Annotated in this window: 17 protein-coding genes and 2 pseudogenes; 7 read left to right on the plus strand and 12 right to left on the minus strand. The window is 70.3% G+C overall.

What is annotated here, in order from left to right; all coding sequences use genetic code 11:
* Positions 1-25 precede the first annotated feature (25 nt).
* From AC3CH1_RS21310 to AC3CH1_RS21325, 4 genes and pseudogenes are all read right to left on the minus strand, one after another.
* Positions 26-966, minus strand: a pseudogene (locus AC3CH1_RS21310) (amino acid ABC transporter permease).
* Complete coding sequence (locus AC3CH1_RS21315; RefSeq protein ID WP_488464346.1) at positions 963-1,610, minus strand: amino acid ABC transporter permease; 648 nt, start codon at positions 1,608-1,610, stop codon at positions 963-965. The pseudogene AC3CH1_RS21310 and the gene AC3CH1_RS21315 overlap by 4 nt, the downstream one beginning before the upstream one ends.
* A gap of 191 nt (positions 1,611-1,801) precedes the next feature.
* Entirely contained in the window at positions 1,802-2,725 is a 924-nt protein-coding gene (locus AC3CH1_RS21320) for a glutamate ABC transporter substrate-binding protein (protein ID WP_018961837.1), read from the minus strand.
* Between the two features lie 32 nt (positions 2,726-2,757).
* A complete protein-coding gene (locus AC3CH1_RS21325) occupies positions 2,758-3,543 on the minus strand; it encodes an amino acid ABC transporter ATP-binding protein (protein WP_003965810.1) in 786 nt (261 codons plus the stop codon).
* Between the two features lie 454 nt (positions 3,544-3,997).
* Between AC3CH1_RS21325 and AC3CH1_RS21330 the strand changes: the two genes are divergently transcribed.
* Positions 3,998-4,690: a response regulator transcription factor gene (locus AC3CH1_RS21330; RefSeq protein ID WP_359622840.1), complete on the plus strand. Its 693-nt coding sequence runs from the start codon at positions 3,998-4,000 to the stop codon at positions 4,688-4,690.
* Positions 4,691-4,709: 19 nt separating this feature from the next.
* Entirely contained in the window at positions 4,710-6,104 is a 1,395-nt protein-coding gene (locus tag AC3CH1_RS21335; RefSeq protein WP_488464347.1) for a sensor histidine kinase, read from the plus strand.
* Positions 6,105-6,187: 83 nt separating this feature from the next.
* Here the strand turns inward: AC3CH1_RS21335 and AC3CH1_RS21340 are convergent, their stop codons facing one another.
* Positions 6,188-7,189, minus strand: a complete 1,002-nt coding sequence (locus tag AC3CH1_RS21340) for a TAXI family TRAP transporter solute-binding subunit (RefSeq protein WP_488464348.1) — start codon at positions 7,187-7,189, stop codon at positions 6,188-6,190.
* A gap of 156 nt (positions 7,190-7,345) precedes the next feature.
* Between AC3CH1_RS21340 and miaB the strand changes: the two genes are divergently transcribed.
* Complete coding sequence (gene miaB, locus AC3CH1_RS21345) at positions 7,346-8,866, plus strand: tRNA (N6-isopentenyl adenosine(37)-C2)-methylthiotransferase MiaB (RefSeq protein ID WP_488464349.1); 1,521 nt, start codon at positions 7,346-7,348, stop codon at positions 8,864-8,866.
* 184 nt (positions 8,867-9,050) lie between these two features.
* Entirely contained in the window at positions 9,051-9,770 is a 720-nt protein-coding gene (locus tag AC3CH1_RS21350; protein ID WP_488464350.1) for a class III extradiol dioxygenase subunit B-like domain-containing protein, read from the plus strand.
* Positions 9,771-9,833: 63 nt separating this feature from the next.
* On the opposite strand, the gene AC3CH1_RS21355 is transcribed toward AC3CH1_RS21350, so the two are convergent.
* Positions 9,834-10,184, minus strand: coding sequence for an antitoxin (locus AC3CH1_RS21355; protein WP_488464351.1), 351 nt, complete (start codon positions 10,182-10,184; stop codon positions 9,834-9,836).
* A 210-nt stretch (positions 10,185-10,394) separates the two neighbouring features.
* Between AC3CH1_RS21355 and miaA the strand changes: the two are divergent.
* A pseudogene (gene miaA, locus AC3CH1_RS21360) lies at positions 10,395-11,332 on the plus strand (tRNA (adenosine(37)-N6)-dimethylallyltransferase MiaA).
* Between the two features lie 348 nt (positions 11,333-11,680).
* Complete coding sequence (locus AC3CH1_RS21365; protein ID WP_488464352.1) at positions 11,681-12,358, plus strand: GNAT family N-acetyltransferase; 678 nt, start codon at positions 11,681-11,683, stop codon at positions 12,356-12,358.
* A 146-nt stretch (positions 12,359-12,504) separates the two neighbouring features.
* Here AC3CH1_RS21365 and AC3CH1_RS21370 read toward each other — a convergent pair whose 3' ends face one another.
* Positions 12,505-12,630, minus strand: a complete 126-nt coding sequence (locus AC3CH1_RS21370; protein ID WP_488464353.1) for a hypothetical protein — start codon at positions 12,628-12,630, stop codon at positions 12,505-12,507.
* Positions 12,631-12,923: 293 nt separating this feature from the next.
* Between AC3CH1_RS21370 and AC3CH1_RS21375 the strand changes: the two genes are divergently transcribed.
* Entirely contained in the window at positions 12,924-13,208 is a 285-nt protein-coding gene (locus AC3CH1_RS21375; protein ID WP_488464354.1) for a hypothetical protein, read from the plus strand.
* Positions 13,209-13,473: 265 nt separating this feature from the next.
* On the opposite strand, the gene AC3CH1_RS21380 is transcribed toward AC3CH1_RS21375, so the two are convergent.
* From AC3CH1_RS21380 to AC3CH1_RS21400, 5 genes are all read right to left on the minus strand, one after another.
* The gene (locus AC3CH1_RS21380; protein ID WP_488464355.1) at positions 13,474-14,181 is read right to left on the minus strand and encodes a response regulator; all 708 of its coding nucleotides are present in this window, start codon (positions 14,179-14,181) and stop codon (positions 13,474-13,476) included.
* Positions 14,178-16,202 carry a sensor histidine kinase gene (locus AC3CH1_RS21385; RefSeq protein WP_488464356.1) on the minus strand — a complete coding sequence of 675 codons (2,025 nt, stop codon included), beginning with the start codon at positions 16,200-16,202 and terminating at the stop codon, positions 14,178-14,180. The genes AC3CH1_RS21380 and AC3CH1_RS21385 overlap by 4 nt, the downstream gene beginning before the upstream one ends.
* Positions 16,203-16,618: 416 nt before the next feature.
* Positions 16,619-17,122 carry a hypothetical protein gene (locus AC3CH1_RS21390; RefSeq protein WP_488464357.1) on the minus strand — a complete coding sequence of 168 codons (504 nt, stop codon included), beginning with the start codon at positions 17,120-17,122 and terminating at the stop codon, positions 16,619-16,621.
* 95 nt (positions 17,123-17,217) lie between these two features.
* A complete protein-coding gene (locus tag AC3CH1_RS21395; protein ID WP_488464358.1) occupies positions 17,218-17,475 on the minus strand; it encodes a hypothetical protein in 258 nt (85 codons plus the stop codon).
* Between the two features lie 231 nt (positions 17,476-17,706).
* Positions 17,707-18,108: an ATP-binding protein gene (locus AC3CH1_RS21400; protein WP_488464359.1), complete on the minus strand. Its 402-nt coding sequence runs from the start codon at positions 18,106-18,108 to the stop codon at positions 17,707-17,709.
* Positions 18,109-18,917: the final 809 nt, after the last annotated feature.

Below are 18,917 nucleotides of genomic sequence, written 5' to 3' on the forward strand. Positions count from 1 at the left end.
CAGGGCCGGGAAGGCCCGGGGACGGTCAGTCCTTCCTCACACCGGTCCCACCGGCACCGTCGGCCGTCGGGCCTGCGCCCCTTGCGCCCCCCGCGTCCGGGCCGGGAACGGCCTCCACTGCCGGGATGCCGGCGGCCGGGCGCCGGGCGCCACCTTGATGCCGGTCTTGGCGCGGCGGCCGCGCTTCTCGATCCACGTCGCCAGCGCCGAGAGCAGCAGGCACATCGCGATGTAGAGGGTGCCGATGACGACGATCGTCGAGACGTACGGGTACTGGCCGTTCACCTGCGTGTTGGAGGCGATCAGCCGCGCGGTCTGGAGCAGCTCCGGGTACAGGATGATGAAGCCGAGCGAGGTGTCCTTGAGGGTCACCACGAGCTGACCGATGATCGTCGGCAGCATCGACCGGACGGCCTGCGGCATCAGGACGCTGACCATGACCTGCGTCTTGCTCATGCCGAGCGCGTACGCGGCCTCGCTCTGGCCCTTGGGCACCGAGTTGATGCCGGCCCGCAGCACCTCGGCCTGGACGCAACCGTTGTAGACGGAGAGACCCGCGGCCAGCGCCCACATCGAGTAGTCGGTGAGGAAGCCGACCCAGATGGCGTAGATGGTGATCAGCAGCGGGAGCGAGCGGAACAGCTCGATGAAGGTGGTCGCCGCCCAGCGGACCGGCTTGTGGTCGGAGAGTCGGCCCACCACCAGCACCACACCGAGGACCAGCGAGCCGATCGCGGCGAGACCGAACGCCTTGAGCGTGGCGATCAGGGCGTCGGCGATGTTCTGCCGGATGCCCGTGTAGTTGAAGATGTCCCACATCGCGGGGGCGAGGTGTCCCTTGTCGGCGAGCCGCACGATGCTGATCGCGATCAGCGCCGCGATGGCGAGGCTGCCGGCGACCGCGTAGATCCGGTTGCGGACGACGGCCTTGGGACCCGGGGCGTCGTAGAGAACGCTGGCGCTCATCGGGCGACCTCCATGCGACGCTCCAGCAGCCGGAAGAGGCCGCTGATGGTAAACGTGACGATCAGGTAGCCGATGGCCACCCAGATGAAGACGGGGACGATGTCGTAGCCCCGGTCGCTCATCAGCTTCTGCCAGCCGAACAGCTCGGCGACGCTGAAGGCGCCGGCGATCGCGGAGTTCTTCGTCAGCGCGATGAAGATGCTGCTCAGCGGCGGGATCACGGTCCGGGTCGCCTGCGGGAGCACCACGATCTGCAGGGTCTGGGCGAACGTCATGCCGATGGAGCGCGCGGCCTCGGCCTGTCCCAGGGGCACGGTGTTGATGCCCGAGCGGACCGCCTCGCACACGAACGAGGAGGTGTAGAAGCCGAGCGCCAGCGAGCCGAGCACGAACGTGCTCATCCCCGGGAAGAGGATCTCGGGCACGACGAAGAAGAAGATCAGGAAGAGCAGCGTCAGCGGGGTGTTGCGCATCAGCGTCACCCAGGCGGTGCCGAAGTACCGCAGCGGCGGCACCGGCGAGACCCGGAATCCGGCGATGAGCACACCGAGGACCAGGGCGATAACCGAGCTGACGGCGGTGATCGACACGGTTCCTATGAAGCCGTCGCGGAACTCTGGGAAATTGTCGAGCAGTACGTTCATGAGGTCTCCGCGTCGGCGGTCAGCGGCATCAGGGCAGGGGAAGGGGCGCCCCGTACGCCCGCGGTCCCCGGAAGAAGCGGGACGGCGGTGGCGTACGGGACGCCTGGGTCACTCGCGGGGCGTCGTGACGGATGACGGGGCGCCGGCCGTCGGACGGCGGGCCGGAGCCCGCGGTCCTCCGGCCGACGGCGTCAGTAGCGCTCGATGGCCGGCGGCTCGACGTAGTCCGAACCGGACAGACCCAGCGTGGCCTCGTAGATCTTCTTGTACGTGCCGTCCTTGACGCGCTCCTCCAGCGACTTGCTGATGGCCTCGCGGAGCACCTTGTCGTCCTTGTTCAGGCCGACGCCGTAGGGCTCGTCGGTGAACGGGTCGCCGACGACGTGGAGCTTGCCGGAGTTGGCGGCGGCGTAGCCCTTGAGGATCGAGTCGTCCGTGGTGACGGCGTCGACCTGCTTGGTCAGCAGCTGCTGCACGCAGTCGGAGTACTTGGCCAGCTCGACGACGCTCGCGCCGTACTCCGGCTTCTTGATCTCCTGGAGCGGCGTGGAGCCGACGATCGAGCAGACCTTCTTGCCCTTCACCGAGTCCTTGCCGGTGATCGACTTGTCGTCCTTGCGCACCAGGAGGTCGGCGCCGGCCTTGTAGTACGGCCCGGCGAAACCGACCTGCTTCTTGCGCTCGTCGTTGATCGTGTACGTGCCGACGTAGTAGTCGACCTGGCCCTTGGAGATGGCCGTCTCACGGACGCCGGAGTCGACGGTCTTCCACTCGATCTGCTTGTCGGAGAAGCCGAGGTCGGCCGCGACCATCTTGGCGATCTCGATGTCGAAGCCCGAGCGCTCCTTGGTCGACTGGTCCTCGAAGCCGAGGTACGGCTGGTCGGCCTTGGCGCCGATGATCAGCTTGCCGCGCTCCTTGGCCTTCTTGAAGACCGGGGAGTCCAGGGCGACGTCCTTGGCCGCGGTGTACGTGGGCAGTGCGGGGGCCTCGGAGGAACCGGGCTTCGTGCCGCCCGGCTTGTCGCCGGCGGAGCCCTCCTTGCCGCCGCAGGCGGTCGCGGTCAGGGCGAGGACGGCGATGGCCGCGACGGCGGCGGACTGACGGAGCTTCATGTGAGCAATCCTTAGGTCGTGGGTCGTTGTCGTCAGTGGTGAAGGATCTTCGACAGGAAGTCCTTGGCCCGGTCGCTGCGCGGGTTGCTGAAGAACTGGTCGGGGGTCGCCTCTTCGACGATCTTCCCGTCGGCCATGAACACGACGCGGTTGGCGGCGGAACGGGCGAAGCCCATCTCGTGGGTGACGACGATCATCGTCATCCCGTCCCGGGCCAGCTGCTGCATGACCTCCAGGACCTCGTTGATCATCTCCGGGTCGAGCGCCGACGTGGGCTCGTCGAAGAGCATGACCTTCGGGTCCATCGCCAACGCCCGTGCGATCGCGACGCGTTGCTGCTGGCCACCGGAGAGCTGCGCCGGGTACTTGTCGGCCTGTACGCCGACGCCCACCCGGTCGAGCAGGGTCCGGGCCTTCTCCTCCGCCGCCTTCTTGTCGGCCTTGCGGACCTTGACCTGGCCCAGCATGACGTTCTCCAGCACCGTCTTGTGTGCGAAGAGATTGAACGACTGGAAGACCATGCCCACGTCGGCACGCAGCCTGGCCAGCTCCTTGCCCTCCTGGGGCAGGGGCTTGCCGTCGATCGAGATCGCTCCCGAATCGACCGTCTCCAAGCGGTTGATCGTGCGGCACAGCGTGGACTTGCCGGACCCGGAAGGCCCGATGACGACCACGACCTCGCCACGGGCGATGGTCAGGTCGATGTCCTGGAGCACATGCAGCGCGCCGAAGTGCTTGTTGACGTTGCTCAGTACGACCAGGTCGTTCGCCGCGGGCGCGGCACCCTCGGCGTCCTTGGTCACTGAAACTCCGCTCATCGGCTTCTTGCTCCGTCCTCCTCGGTTGAACAAGGACAGTAATGACGCAGTGCTACCAGCGTCATTACATCTGAGCGGAAATTGAGCATAACGATCCGGCGGCAACCGGACACTCCGCGTGAACAGGACGTCACGCGCCGCCCCGAGGCGTACCGGGTGCATAACGGAAACCCTGCTGTAACCGTGAGGCCCTTGACGGCTGTGCCGTTCATCGGCGTGGATGCCTGGAACGGGAAAGACGTGAAACACCTCAGAACGGGAAGTCTCATCGGGGCTCGCGGGGGATCTCGCGGATGAAGCGCGGGTTAATGTCGGGCCCTACGTGGTGACGCCGTGCGACGGCGCTGCCGACGGGACGACGAAGCGAACGAGCCCCAGGAGCCGCACGGCCCCGGGGGAGTACGGAGACCCGAGGAGCCGTGGACGGCCCCGGGAGAAACGGATGGGGAGGGCCATGAGACTGCTGCTCGTCGAGGACGACGACCATGTCGCGGCGGCCCTGTCCGCCGTGCTCGCCCGGCACGGATTCCAGGTCGTGCACGCCCGCAACGGCGAGGAGGCCCTGCGCGCCCTGCTGCCCGCCGAGAAGGAGCCCTTCGGGGTGATCCTCCTCGACCTCGGCCTGCCCGACCAGGACGGCTACGAGGTGTGCGGGAAGATCCGCAAACGCACCGCGACCCCCGTGATCATGGTCACCGCCCGCGCCGACGTGCGCTCACGCATCCACGGCCTCAACCTCGGCGCCGACGACTACGTCACCAAGCCGTACGACACCGGCGAACTGCTCGCCCGTATCCACGCGGTCGCCCGGCGCACCACCAGCGGCGAGGACACCGCGCCGACCCCCGCCGCCGCCCTGCGCCTCGGTCCGGTCGCCATCGAGCTGCCGACCCGCCGGGTCAGCGTCGACGGCGCGGAAGTCCAGCTCACCCGCAAGGAGTTCGACCTGCTGGCCCTTCTCGCCCAGCGCCCCGGCGTAGTCTTCCGCCGCGAGCAGATCATCAGCGAGGTCTGGCGCACCAGCTGGGAGGGGACCGGACGCACCCTGGAGGTCCACGTCGCCTCCCTGCGCTCCAAGCTGCGGCTGCCCGCCCTGATCGAGACCGTGCGGGGCGTCGGCTACCGGCTCGTCGCGCCGTCCGCGTAACCGGCGGGTACGTCTCCCGGTGCGCTCCCGTCTGCTCCCGCTGCTCATCGTCCTGATGGCCGCCGTCCTGCTCACCCTCGGCTTCCCGCTCGCGATCAGCGTGGCCGCCGCCGAGCAGCAGCGGCTGGTGATCGACCGGATCGACGACACCGCACGGTTCGCCGCCCTGGCGCAGTCCATCACCGACACCTCCCCGGACAGCGAGGAGCGGCGCCGCACCCTCCAGACCGACCTGGAGCTCTACGCCTCCGTGTACGACATCCGCGCCGGCGTCTTCTTCCGGGACTACCGGGCCCTGGCCAAGGCCCCCGGCTACTGGACCCTGCCCGCCAAGGGCGAGGGGCGCACGGCCTTCAACGAGGCGCTGCTGGGCCGCCGCTCGCACGACCCCCCGCAGATCTGGCCCTGGCGCGACGGCCGCGTCGTCGTCGCCTCACCCGTCGTGCGCGACGGCGATGTGGTCGCCGTGGTCGTCCTCGACTCGCCCACCGGCGAGATGCGGTCCCGGATCCTGCGGACGTGGCTGTTCATCGGCCTCGGCGAGGCGCTGGCGCTGCTGGTGGCGGTCGGCGCGGCCGTACGGCTCACCGGCTGGGTCCTGCTGCCCGTCCGGACCCTGGACGCGGCCACCCACGACATCGCCGGCGGCCGTATGCGCTCCCGGGTCGCCGCCTCCGCCGGGCCGCCTGAGCTCAGACGCCTGGCGCGTTCCTTCAACGAGATGGCGGACAACGTCGAGGACGTGCTGGAGCAGCAGCGCGCCTTCGTCGCCGACGCGTCGCACCAACTGCGCAACCCGCTCGCCGCCCTGCTGCTGCGCATCGAACTGCTCGCCCTGGAGCTGCCCGAGGACAGCGAGGAGATCGCGGCCGTGCGCACCGAGGGCAAGCGGCTGGCCCGGGTTCTCGACGACCTCCTGGACCTCGCGCTGGCCGAGCACGCCGAGGCGGACCTCCAGCTGATCGACATCGTCCCGCTCGCCGCCGAACGGGTCGCCTCCTGGCGCCCGATGGCGGAGCGGGAGGGCGTGAACCTCACCCTGGACGGGGCCCCGGCGGCCACCGCCTGGGCCGACCCCGTGGCGCTCTCCAGCGCCCTGGACGCGGTGGTCGACAACGCCCTGAAGTTCACCCCCGCCGGAGAGGACGTCACCGTCACCGTCGCCGCCGGAGCCCGCACGGCGACCGTCGTGGTCGCCGACCGGGGCCCCGGCCTCACCGAAGCGGAGCTGGAGCGTGTCGGGGACCGCTTCTGGCGCAGCCCCCGCCACCAGAACGTCAGCGGATCGGGCCTGGGCCTCTCCATCTCCCGGGTCCTGCTCGCGGCGGGCGGCGGCTCGATCGCGTACGAGCACCACGAACCGCACGGCCTGCGGGTGACCGTCTCGGTCCCCCGGGACCTGCCGGGGAGCTGATGGCGAGCCGGCAGGGAGGCGCCGTCGGTCCTTCAGGAGCGGTGGGGTTTCAGGAGCGGTGGGGTTTCAGGAACGGCATGGCTTCACGGCTTCACCGAGCGGTAGTAGGCCTTGGCCCCGTCGTGCACGTCCAGCGGATCCGTGTAGATCGCCGTCCGCAGATCCACCAACTGCGCCGCGTGGACCTCGCGGCCGATCCGGTCCCGGCTGTTGATCACCGTCCGGGTGAAGGCCTCGGTCATGGCCGCGTCCGTACGGTCGGTCGTGACGAGCAGGTTGGCGACGGCGACCGTGGGCACCGACTGACCCTGCTGGGCCTGCGGATACACGTCGCCGGGCATCATGGCGGACCGGTAGAAGCGGGTGGGACCGGTCGCCGACTGGAGCTTCGCGACCAGCTCGGCCTCCAGCGGCACCAGCCGGATGTCGAAGCGCCGCGACAGCTCCTGCACGGCCGCGGTCGGCAGCCCGCCCGACCAGAAGAACGCGTCGAGCCTGCCCTGGGTCAGCCGTACGGGCATGGTGTCGATGCCCACCGGCACCGGTGTGACGTCGGCGGCCGGATCGAGCCCCGCCGCCGCCAGCAGCCGGTCCGCGACCAGCCGCACCCCGGAACCCTCCTGGCCGACGCCCACCCGCTTGCCCCGCAGATCGGAGACCGTCCGCACGTCGGAGTCGCGGGGGACGACCAGCTGGACGTAGTCGTCGTACAGCCGGACACAGCCGCGCAGTCGCTGGGCCCCCGGCCTGCCGTCGCGCAGATAGGTGGCCACCGCGTCGGCGGTGGCGATGGTGAAGTCCGCCTCGCCCGTCGCCACCCGGGCGAGGTTCTGCTGCGACCCCTCGCTGGTCCGCAGCTGTATGGACGCCTCCGGCATGTCCTTGGCGAGCGCGACCTCCAGCCGTTCCCCGTACCGCTGGTACACACCGCTGGGCACACCGGTGGAGAAGGTGAGCGACCCGCTCGGGTCCCCCTCGTTTCCCTCGGGCTGCAACCACCACGCGAGCAGCCCGAGGACGACCGCGAGCACGGCGGCCGTTCGCAGGGTGCGCCGGCGGCCGAATCGGGACAGAGCGTGGAACATGCGCGCGATCCTGCCAGCTCGACCGCCCCCCTGACCAGGCTTCTCCGTGAGGCCCGGCCCACAGCGGGCCGGGCCGGGCGGCGGTCGGACGGCGGCCGGGTGGGGCCGGGGAAGGGGACGGGAGGGGGCCGCCCGGCAACCGCCTACCCTTGTCCCATGAGCAGCGGCAACCGGAGCGAAGCAGTGGACGTCCAGAAGAGCTACGAGGTGCGCACCTACGGGTGCCAGATGAACGTCCACGACTCCGAACGGCTGTCGGGTCTCCTGGAGGGCGCCGGTTACGTCCGGGCCCCCGAAGGCTCCGACGGCGACGCCGACGTCGTCGTCTTCAACACCTGCGCGGTGCGGGAGAACGCCGACAACAAGCTGTACGGAAACCTCGGCCGCCTCGCGCCCATGAAGACCAAGCGCCCCGGGATGCAGATCGCCGTCGGCGGCTGTCTCGCGCAGAAGGACCGCGACACCATCGTCAAGCGGGCCCCCTGGGTCGACGTCGTCTTCGGCACCCACAACATCGGCAAGCTGCCGGTCCTCCTGGAGCGCGCCCGCATCCAGGAGGAGGCACAGATCGAGATCGCGGAGTCCCTGGAGGCCTTCCCCTCCACGCTCCCCACCCGCCGCGAGTCCGCCTACGCCGCGTGGGTCTCCATCTCGGTCGGCTGCAACAACACCTGCACCTTCTGCATCGTCCCGGCGCTGCGCGGCAAGGAGAAGGACCGCCGCACCGGCGACATCCTGGCCGAGATCGAGGCCCTGGTCGCCGAGGGCGTCTCCGAGATCACCCTGCTCGGCCAGAACGTCAACGCGTACGGCTCCGACATCGGCGACCGCGAGGCCTTCTCCAAGCTGCTGCGCGCCTGCGGTGCCATCGAGGGCCTGGAGCGCGTCCGCTTCACCTCGCCGCACCCCCGCGACTTCACCGACGACGTCATCGCCGCCATGGCCGAGACGCCCAACGTGATGCCGCAGCTGCACATGCCGATGCAGTCCGGATCGGACAGCATCCTGAAGGCGATGCGCCGCTCCTACCGCCAGGAGCGCTTCCTGGGGATCATCGAGAAGGTGCGCGCCGTGATGCCGGACGCCGCCATCTCCACGGACATCATCGTGGGTTTCCCCGGCGAGACGGAGGAGGACTTCGAGCAGACGATGCACGCCGTCCGCGAGGCCCGTTTCGCCAACGCGTTCACTTTCCAGTACTCCAAGCGCCCCGGGACCCCCGCCGCCGACATGGACGGCCAGATCCCCAAGGAGGTCGTCCAGGAGCGGTACATGCGCCTGTCCGCCCTCCAGGAGCAGATCTCCTGGGACGAGAACAAGAAGCAGGTCGGCCGCACCCTGGACGTCATGGTCGCGGAGGGCGAGGGCCGTAAGGACGGCGCCACCCGGCGCCTCTCCGGCCGCGCCCCCGACAACCGGCTGGTCCACTTCACCCAGCCCGAGAAGGCCGTGCGCCCCGGCGACGTGGTGACCGTCGAGATCACCTACGCCGCCCCGCACCACCTGCTTGCCGAGGGCACGCCGCTCGCCGTACGGTCCACCCGCGCGGGCGACGCCTGGGAGAGGCGCACCACCGAGGCGGCCGCCAAGCCCGCCGGAGTGATGCTCGGCCTCCCCGGCATCGGCGCCCCGGACCCGCTCCCGGCCACCGCAGCCCCGGCCTGCGGCATCGGCTGACGGATCGGACTGCTGCTGCGGCTCCCGGCCGGGAGCCGCAGCAGCAGCCGTACGCGGGCTCGGGGGCACTAGCCGTCGGCCCCGGTACACGGCCCCGCGGGCAGTGGCGCCGGCCCCGGCACACGGGCCCCGCGCGGCCGACCGGCCCCACCCGCTCCGACCTTCGGCAAGTACGCTGACCGGCATGCTTGTCGCCGCCGCCGTGTGCCCCTGTCCGCCGCTCCTGGTGCCCGAGGTCGCCGCCGGGGCCGCCCCCGAGCTCGACGCCGCACGTGACGCGTGCCTCGACGCCGTGGGGGTGCTCGCCGCCTCGCGCCCGGACCTGCTCGTCGTCGTGGGGCCGGGCGACGACCGGTCCGCCGGGCCCCACCCGGCAGGGGCGCGCGGGTCCTTCCGGGGCGTCGGCGTGGACCTCGACGTGACGCTCGGCGACGCACCGCGGGACGTCGCCGCCCCGGACCGGCTGTTGCCGGGGTCCCTCACCGTGGGCGCCTGGCTGCTGGGCCGGGCCCGGTGGGCGGGCGCTCCCGTCGAAGGGTTCGCCGTGGCGGAGAGCGAGGCCGCCCCGGAGTGCGCGGCGGCCGGGCACTCCCTCGCCCGGCGTGCCGAGCGGGTCGCGCTCCTGGTGATGGGCGACGGCAGCGCCTGCCGCACCCTCAAGGCCCCCGGCTACCTCGACGAGCGGGCAGCCGCCTTCGACGCCCGCGCCACCGAAGCGCTCGGCTCCGCGGACCTCGACGCCCTCGCCGCGCTCGACGCGACGCTCGCCCGTGAACTCAAGGCGGCCGGACGTGCCCCCTGGCAGCTGCTCGGCGGCGCCGCACGGTCCGCCGGGCTCGCGGGCCGGCTGCTGTACGAGGACGCCCCGTACGGCGTCGGGTACACCGTCGCCGCCTGGTCCTGAACGGACCGGTGGCGGGTACGGGGCACTCGGCCCCGTACCCGCCACCGGTCCGCGGTCACCGTGTCAGGGAGCGGGCGGCGGCGGAGGAGGGGTATTGCCGGGGGTACCACCGGGCGTACCAGGGGTACCGGGCGTACCAGGAGTACCGGGCGTGCCAGGTGTACCGGGGGTGCCGTGGGCGCCAGGTGTACCGGGCGTGCCGCCGTCCTTGTTCCCCAGCTTGTCCACGGCCTCCTTGGCCTTGCGCGTCCCAGAATCGATCTTGTCGCTGTACTTACCCTTGGTCTTCTGGTCGACCGTGCGCGCGGCCTTGTCGAGGCCCTGCTCGATCTTGCCCCCGTGCTGCTGCGCGAGGTCGCCGACCTTGTCCTTGGCCGGCCCCAGCTTGGCCTTCAGGTTGTCCAGGAACCCCATTGGGTCACCTTCCGTGCAGTGAGGACTGTTGAGAACCGTTCGCGGGAGCGTTCTCCCGCCCCCATTGTCCGTCACTTGTCCGTTCTTGCCGTTTTTACACGCCTCATTGCGCTCCCCGGCGCTTCCATGACGTCGCTCTCCGCGCACGGCCGCGCCCCCACGGACACCCGGTGTGGTCGGAAGGGCCCGGATTTTTGGGAGACTGTCCGGGTGACCCCTCCCGCTTCCGCCCCCCGCGTCATCACCGTCGTCGGCCCCACCGCAGCCGGAAAGTCGGATCTGGGGGTCTTTCTCGCCCAGCGGCTCGGCGGCGAGGTGATCAACGCCGATTCCATGCAGCTCTACCGGGGCATGGACATCGGCACCGCGAAGCTGACGCTCCCCGAGCGCGACGGCGTACCGCACCGGCTGCTGGACATCTGGGACGTCACCGAGACCGCCAGCGTCGCCGAGTACCAGCGACTGGCCCGCCTGGAGATCGACCGGCTGCTCGCCGAGGGGCGCACGCCGATCCTCGTCGGCGGCTCCGGGTTGTACGTGAAGGGCGCCATCGACGCCCTGGAGTTCCCCGGTACGGACCCCGTGGTGCGCGCCCGCCTCGAAGCGGAGCTGGCCGAGCGCGGCCCGGGCGTCCTGCACGAACGCCTCGCCGCCGCCGACCCGGAGGCCGCCCGGTCCATCCTGGCGACGAACGGCCGCCGCATCGTGCGCGCCCTCGAAGTCATCGAGATCACCGGCAAGCCGTTCACCGCCAACCTCCCCGGCGAGGAGCCGGTCTACGACGCCGTGCAGATCGGCGTCGACGTGGACCGCCCCGAACTGGACGAGCGCATCGCCGTGCGCGTCGACCGGATGTGGGAGGCGGGGCTCGTGGACGAGGTGCGCGCCCTGGAGGAGTCCGGGCTGCGCGAGGGTCTCACGGCCTCCCGGGCCCTCGGCTACCAGCAGATCCTCGCGGTGCTCGCGGGGGAGTGCGCCGAGGACGACGCGCGGGCCGAGACCGTACGCGCCACCAAGCGCTTCGCCCGCCGTCAGGACTCCTGGTTCCGCCGTGACGCGCGTGTCGTGTGGCTCGGCGGCGGCCACCGTGACCGGGGGAACTCCCGCATCGGGCACTGACGTTGGTCGAACGAGCGGTCACAGCCTGATCGCATGACAGGAGAAGCGACGTGTAGCGGGAGCTTCAGTGCTGCATCGACGCAGGTCAGAGAGAATCCTGGTTGCGGGGCTTCATCAGACTTCGACAATCTGGAACAGCCCTCGCGGATGAGTGCTGACCTCTTGCCGACTTTGCTGATGAGTAGTCAGTTGCACGGGATGGGCCGAGGGTGGGGTCCTGCAAGTCGCTGCACGATCTGACTGTGACTCTCAGCCGTTGGGCGGCCGTGGTGGGCTCGCTCTTGGTGCACGCCTGCCGCCTGAACCGACGTCAGGCGGGGGCTGTACGGCTGGTCTGGTCATGCGTCCGCACCCCAATGTAAGGTGCCATCGTTGATTTGGATCATTACGCACGGGGGTGGGTGGTGTTGGACGCCGCGATCGACGAACTCGTCCGGATGTGGCTCGACGGTTGGACGCTCTCCCGAGGCACGGCCGCGCCGGTCGCCGAGCCCTGGGGCTGGAGCATCGATGTCGGCATGGTGGGCCACGTGGCCCGGCACGTCCTGCCCGTGCCGGCCGAGGTCGATGTCCGCAAGATCGTCGACGCCACCAGCGCGCCCGGCACCTGGCTGAAGCTGTTCACCGACGACGCCACGGTGCGGCCCTGGCTGGACTCCCGGTGGCGGCTCGACACCCCGTCCCACCTGATGACCGCGCCACTCACCGCGGAAGACCCTCTCACCGTCGCTGGATACACCCTCACCTCCTGGACGCGCGCCGGCGTCACCCGCGTCCTGGTGCGCACCCGCGACGGGCACTTCGCCGCCCGCGGCCAGATCGCCGTCACCAGGACCATCGCCGTCCCCGACCAGATCGAGACCGACCCCGGCCACCGCCGCCGCGGCCTTGGCGGCCTGATCATGCGCACCCTCCAGAACACCGCCCACGCCGCCGGCGCCACCACGGGCGTCCTGGTCGCCAGCTCCGAGGGCCGCGCCCTCTACTCGACCCTCGGTTGGACTGCCCGCTCGCCCATGGCCAGCCTGTGCCTGGAAGCGCCCGCCGTCTCCTAGGCGGCCACACTTCACGCTCGGGCTGGTTGGGGCGGGAACCGCACCGGCCACCACGTGATCTTGGCGAGGTGTGTGGACTCTTCAAGATCGGACGGTGGCCGCGAGCCGAACACTGCGGACACCGGCGTCCCGACGCAATGCAACGGCTACCGCGCTCCGCCCGCTGGGATGCGGATGCGGATGCGGTCCGCGACGCTGACGACCTGCTGCTGGTGGCCGATCTCCAGATCGCGGAGCCGGTCGGCGACGCCAGGAACTGGAGCAACCACCACTGCCCTACCGGCTGGTCGCTCATGGGCGCTGCCGGTTCGGGCAGGTCGACCTGGGTCTCCCCCTGGCCCGCAACGCGGGTCCTCGAACTGGACGCTTTGAGGGTTTCGGCCAGTGATGACTCGCGTGCCAGGAGTCGACTGGACGCGGTGTTCGGGTTTGGGCGGCGAGGGGGCGGATGGCCCATGCGCCTGGGTCGGCGGGCGGCCGAAGCTTTGATTGTCCGAATCCGGCGGGCAGCAGTGCTCGGCACAGTGGTCTTCCGGGTTCCCGTTTCCTGAGGAAGGAACAGCACATGAAGCGTATGCGTCTTGGCATCGCCGGATACGCGGTCATCGTGGCCGCGACGATGGGTACGGGGGTGTCCCAGGCCGTCGCAGCCGAAAGCGCCACCGCCCCGATGTCCGTCACGGCTGCTGCTTTGTCGGCAGCCCAGGTGCCCTCCGACGTGAAGCAGGGGACGTACTGGACCCGTGGTGGGTGCATCGAGGCCGGGCAGGAAGGAATCGAGCGGGGGCAGTGGTCGCGGTACACCTGCGCCAACGGGGCCATTTGGTGGACCCTGTACACCGACCGCTGAGCATGAGACGCCCTCACGCCCGGGCCTGACCTGCCCGGAGTGAGAGTCGGCGAAGCAACCATGCTGGTCGCGGCCATCGACAGGTGGCTGCGACCAGCACTTACGCACCACGACCAACACCTGCTCCGCATGCGAACACGCGGAGCGTCGCGGAACCGAGCTCGGGGGCTGGGCGGCGTTCCGCCGCGTCCGATGACCCAGGGCTCGATGGTGGGGGGGCCTGTGGACCGACCCTGAGCGGGCGTATGCGACGGAGGATCGGGCCTCAGCCCTGCCCCGGCCCCGGTCCCAGTCCCGCGTCGCGGGCCCGCACAATCGCCGCGGCACGGTCGTGCACCTGCAGCTTGGAGAAGATGGACCCGACGTGGTTGGTTACGGTCTTGTGTACGACGAACAGTCGTTGCGCGATCTGCCCGTAACTCAGTCCACTCGCCAGCAGATCAAGGATCTCCCGTTCTCTGGGGGTGAGGGTCGGGAACGCTTCCTTGGCGGGGGCGCTGCTGTAGGCGGCGAAGAGACAGGAGAGGCGTTCGGCCATGCGAGGGCTGAAGACCGCGCCGCCCTGTCCGGCGGTGTGCAAGGCACGCAGGATCTCCTCCCGTACGGCCCCCTTGAGGAGGTAGCCGCGGGCGCCGACCCGCATCGCCGCCAGGAGGTTGTCATCGTCTTCGGACATGGTCATGACCACGACCCTGATGTCCGGGTGCGCGCGGAGCAGTTGCCGGGTGGTCTCGATGCCGGACAGTCCCGGCAGGCCAAGGTCCATGACAACCAGGTCGGGGGCGGTGCGGGCAGCTTCGGTGAGGGCTTCTTCGCCGCTGGCGGCCTGCGCGACCACGCTGAATCCGTCGTCCAGATCGACCGCTGCGGCGAGTCCCTCCCGGAAGAGGGGATGATCGTCGACAAGCAGCACCCGCCAGACGGACGCGTTGGCTTCGCTGTGCCTGCTGGCTGCTTCGGTCTGTTCACTCATCGTCGTCCTTGTCGGTCTTCGTGCAGAGGGGTCATGGGCAAGGTGGCTCGCACAGTGGTGCCGCTGGAGCTGGTTTCGATTGCGGAGCTGCCGCCGATCTCCTCGGCCCGTTCGGTGACCGAGGCCAGGCCGGTCCCCGCAACGGCCTGGGTGCCGAGGCCGGTCCCGTCGTCGGTAACGGTGACCGTCAGCGTCGTAGGGCCGGCGCTGAAGGCGACCTGGACGCGATGCGCCCCGGAATGACGGACGGCGTTGGTCAGCGCTTCGGAGGCGATGCGGTAGGCGGCGGTCTCCACCGCGGGTGCCAGGACGGGCAGCGGCAGATCCGGGCCGACCACCGCCACGCGTACGGCCTCGGTGCTCAAGCGGTGCGCGAGGACCTGGGTGGCGTCGAGCAGGCCTCGCTCCACGAGGGAGGCCGGCGTCAAACCGGCGGTGATACGCCGTACTTCGGCCAGCGCTTCACCGAGCCCCTCGGCGGCCATCCGCAGGTGCTCCGGAGCCGCCGAGGCCGACGGGCTGCACGCCTGGGCGGTGCCCAGCCTCATCTGCACGGCGGCGAGGTGAGGGCCGAGACCGTCGTGAATCTCCCGGCGCAGGCGGCGGCGTTCCTCCTCCCGGGCCAGGACCAGGCGCTCCCGGGCGGCCTGCGCCTCTTCGGCCAGCCGTAGCGCGGCCAGCGCCGGGCCGGCCTGGTCGGCGAGCAGCGACAACAGGTCACTGTCGCGTTCAGCGGGCGTGCTGGCACCATCGCGCGCCACCTCCAGGCGGCCCACCACCTGTCCGTGGTGGCGCAGGACGAAGATCTGCCTCGGGTCGGCCACCGGGACGCCCACGGCCGCGAGTTGCCGCGGCCCTGAACGGGTGTCCACGTTGACCGTCGCTCCCGACAGCCCCAGGTCCTCCACCGCGCTGCGGCAGATCTGTTCAGGGACCTCTCCGGGGTGCGGAGCCTGCCGCAGCCTTACCACCAACGCCTTCATGGCCTCGTGAGGCCGGGCCCGCGGACCGTAGAAGAACCGCTCCACCGCCAGCGTCGCCCGGTGCGCGGCGGGCCTGGCAGCCCAGCCCGCCGCCAGCGCACAGCCCGCGACGACAGGCACAGCCGCGCTGCTCGCGGTCGGAAGCACCGCCCACGCCACCACGGCGGCGCAGACCGCTGCGGCGACCAGAGCAGTGAGTACGAACGCGACGGACAGCCGGTGACTGGTGACGCGCTCCAGTCTCCACATACCGCCACGGGCCACCGTCAGACAGATCACGGCCCCCCACACCGCGCCCCCCGCCGCGTGGGCCGCCATGGTCCAGCGCTCACCCCACCACCCCGACAGCAACAGCACGACGCAGGCCGGGTAGGCCATGGCGAGCAGCGCCCACACCCGCCGACCTGTCCCGGCAGCCATGCCCAGTGAGCGCCGGACCAAATCCGCCGTCACCACAACGGTCACCACGCCACTCACCCAGTCCAGCGCCTCGCCCAGCGGGTCCAGGAACTCCAGAGCCCACTGTGTCGCCGTTGTGTCGGACCACGGGCTGAGAAACGGGGGCACACCGGGCGTCCCCAGCGCCCACACCGTCCCGTATCCCAGACAGGTGCAGCCGACTACCCCGGCGACCCCCCACCGCCACCATCTCGAAGAGGTTCCGGGGAGAAAACACAAAGGGAAGAGCAGAACCGTCAAGGGATGGCCGGTGATGACCACTGCTCCCAGCAGGATCATCGCCGCGTCCACCGGCACCATGCCGCTGCCGAGGGACGCGAACACGTCGAACACAGCGGGCGGAACGATCCACACGGCTCCGGCGGCCAGTAGCAGTGCGCCCATTCGGCGCCCGGACCGGTCGGCGAGCAGCAGGACCGCAATCACACAGACCGGCAGACCGACGACCAGGCGCGTCACCTCGGCGGTCGCCTGCGGCTCCGAATAGTGGGAGGCAAGCCACCGGCCTCTCGTCAGCAACACCACCACGAGCCTCAACACCAGGGCGGCGACCAGAAACGCCGCGGCGATGCCGGCCATCCGTACCGCCCGGCTGTGCGCCCGGGTAGCGTTCGCAGGCGGATTCCGGCTCACTTCACCCACAGGTCCCACGGGTCCACATCGTGCCAGGGGGATTCGACGCACTGGGGGTCCTTCCACCGCCCAGCGCGTTCGCCGTCCCGGCCTGCCTCCTCGCAAGCGTGCTCCGTGTGGTACGAGGCGATGTGTCTACGGGGGGTGCCCCCGTCCGCCGCGGCCTCAGCAGTCGGCAAAGGCCCCACGGCCATGGCAGCGATCACCATGGCCAGCGAAACCACGGGGCTCAGCGAACGGCTCACTATCTGTCTCCTTGCGATGGAATGAAGCCACGTACTGCGAGTGCACGTCACGGAACGTCATGAACAACGAGCCGGTGATATCTGCCGTTGTGGGCTGCCCGCCCGCGACGATGTCGGTCAGGCAGCAAACTCCAGGACCTTCCCGCCGACCTCCAGAGCGCAACTACGGGGAACCCCGGAGGCGGCGAGGAACTGGACGATTTCCTGCAGCGCCCATACGGCGGCGTGGTCCAGGTACTCGGCAAGGCAGCCGGCGTGCCGACGCACGTACTCCGCGGACTGCTCGCTGAGGTGGAGTAGGAGACAGTCCAGGGCTTTGCCGCCGTAGTACAGGGCGTAGACGACGGTGCGACGCTTCAGACCGTGCCTATCCGCAGGAGCCAGTAGCTCGCCATGGGGAAGCGCGACCTTGACCGCCTCGACGACCCGGGTATCCGCCCCTTCCTCCCGCACCCGGGAGACCAGATCATCGAGATCGGACTCGCTTAGAGCCCATTCCTGCGCACCCCACACGACGCCGTCCCTTTTCCTGCGAATCACTGGACCTTCGTCGGCCCGTTCAACCGGGCCCGAGATCACCATCGACCGCCCGGCCACCCAGGCGCTTGAGGCATCCACCACGACCACGTCCAGTCAGCAGGCACATGTGGAGTCCTTCCTTGGTGAGGAACGGGTGCCGGGGAAGGCCGGCTGACACCGTGAGCAACGACGGCGCCCTAGTCCTGGACGGCTTCCTGGAGGACGCCACCGTGCCCGGCGACCGGCACGGCAGCACGGCCCGGTTTTCCCCCACCGTCTGCCCCACCGACGAGATGGTCCTGCCCTGCAACGTCGCCGACCCGGCGGTCGCCCTCGCGGTCATCCACGACCTGGTCTCCGGCGACAAGCTCCGCGCCACCGGCCACCGGCCACCGGCCACCGGCCGCCTCCGGCTCCCGCACACCGGACGAGCCGATGTGGCCGGTCGTCACCACGCTCGCCGTGCTGGAGACGCACCGCTGCTGTCCGCTCCGGCCTCGTCGTCGGCAGATCCAGCCAACTCCCGGCGCTCGCTTCCAGCGCAGGTTGCGAGGATTCGACGTGCCCCGGCCTGGCGCGTTGCAGCAGTCTGCGCCTGCTCGGCCTCCAGCCGGCCTCGGTGGTGCCACGTCCCGGTTTACCGGCCCCGTTGCGATGCGAGGCGGTGGCCGTCCGGGGGCGTGGTGCTATCGGGCGAGGAAGGCGCTGACGGTTTTGCCGCCGGTGGGCCGGTGGATGACCGCGGTGGTGCGGGCGAGGTGGTTGACCATGCGCCAGCCGAAGCCGCCGGTGGCGCCGGTCATGTCGGGGGCGCGTAGGCGTGGGGCCTGCGGGCTGGGGTCGTCGACGGCCACCTCGATGAGGTCGGGGTGGGCGGTCAGGCGGAGGGTGTAGGTACCGCCTCCGTGGCGCAGTGCGTTGGTGACGAGTTCGGAGACGACCAGGGTCACGGTGTCGGCGGCTTCCGGGGCGAGAGCCGGTTCTGAGAGGGCTTCGAGGAAGCTCCGGGCCTTCTCCCGCGCATCGGCGACGGTGGCCGTGGGGCGAGTGGCGGTGGCGTCGACGCGCATCGTGTTCGTCAGGTTCACCCTGGTCTCCTCTGCTCGTCACTGCCGGTCCTGCGTGGGTGTTCCATGTGCCCCGCCCCGCCGCCCCCAACCCGGCAGCGCTCGATTACCTCAATGTCCGGCCACGGAAAATCTGTGACGACCAAGGTAGACATTCGGCGAGGTCGTGATTATGTTTTCTCTCGTAGCCGAGATCAGCAGAGCCCGGCAGAGACGAACTGGCGGGCAGCAGTACACGCAGTTGCCGTGTGCAGGACGGTGCGGCGGTGGAGTTTCGAAGCCAGCGGTTGCAGGACGGCGACGGGACTGACGGCCGGACCGGGTGGCCCGCGGGTTCAGGGGCCGCCGCGAGCGGGGCCGCGGCGAGAACGCGGCGTCGGTACCCGCGAAAGCAGTTCGCAGGACCAGCAGTGAAGTGAGTGGTCCCTCGGTAAAGGCGTCGGCTGCGGGCGCGCGTGCCGGGAGGTTCGGCAGTGGGGTTCCAAGCCGGAGCAGACGCAGGACGGGCGACGGGGCTGGCTGCCGAAGAGTGACGCTGCCACAGGTCACCGAGCAGGACGCAGTAGCAGCAGTACGCAAGCAGTTGACCAAGAGGGAAGAACGGAGGAGTTGGTCGCCATCAGGATCGCCCGGGTGCAAGAGGTGGGCCCGGGTACCGCAGGACATCGATAGTGAGGTGGTCTCCGGTCAAGCAACCGCGATCCCCGCAGCCCCCGACCTCTCCCGGGGCGGGCCTGCGGAAACAGAGAGCCGGCGCAGTCGATCACGGCCGGCCGATGGTGTAGCAGTTCCTTCGGGGCCCTGGTGCCATATGGCACCAGGGCCCCTCA

The sequence above is a fragment of the Streptomyces sp. MGP-P1 genome, assembly GCF_057766565.1.

Excerpts from the sequence above, each read along its gene's own strand:
- AC3CH1_RS21355 (WP_488464351.1), bottom strand. The coding sequence starts at position 10,184 with ATGGGGTTCCTGGACAACCTGAAGGCCAAGCTGGGGCCGGCCAAGGAC.
- AC3CH1_RS21320 (WP_018961837.1), bottom strand. The coding sequence starts at position 2,725 with ATGAAGCTCCGTCAGTCCGCCGCCGTCGCGGCCATCGCCGTCCTCGCC.
- AC3CH1_RS21385 (WP_488464356.1), bottom strand. The coding sequence starts at position 16,202 with ATGGCCGGCATCGCCGCGGCGTTTCTGGTCGCCGCCCTGGTGTTGAGG.
- AC3CH1_RS21350 (WP_488464350.1), top strand. The coding sequence starts at position 9,051 with ATGCTTGTCGCCGCCGCCGTGTGCCCCTGTCCGCCGCTCCTGGTGCCC.
- miaB (WP_488464349.1), top strand. The coding sequence starts at position 7,346 with ATGAGCAGCGGCAACCGGAGCGAAGCAGTGGACGTCCAGAAGAGCTAC.
- AC3CH1_RS21375 (WP_488464354.1), top strand. The coding sequence starts at position 12,924 with ATGAAGCGTATGCGTCTTGGCATCGCCGGATACGCGGTCATCGTGGCC.
- AC3CH1_RS21325 (WP_003965810.1), bottom strand. The coding sequence starts at position 3,543 with ATGAGCGGAGTTTCAGTGACCAAGGACGCCGAGGGTGCCGCGCCCGCG.
- AC3CH1_RS21330 (WP_359622840.1), top strand. The coding sequence starts at position 3,998 with ATGAGACTGCTGCTCGTCGAGGACGACGACCATGTCGCGGCGGCCCTG.
- AC3CH1_RS21380 (WP_488464355.1), bottom strand. The coding sequence starts at position 14,181 with ATGAGTGAACAGACCGAAGCAGCCAGCAGGCACAGCGAAGCCAACGCG.
- AC3CH1_RS21340 (WP_488464348.1), bottom strand. The coding sequence starts at position 7,189 with ATGTTCCACGCTCTGTCCCGATTCGGCCGCCGGCGCACCCTGCGAACG.
- AC3CH1_RS21315 (WP_488464346.1), bottom strand. The coding sequence starts at position 1,610 with ATGAACGTACTGCTCGACAATTTCCCAGAGTTCCGCGACGGCTTCATA.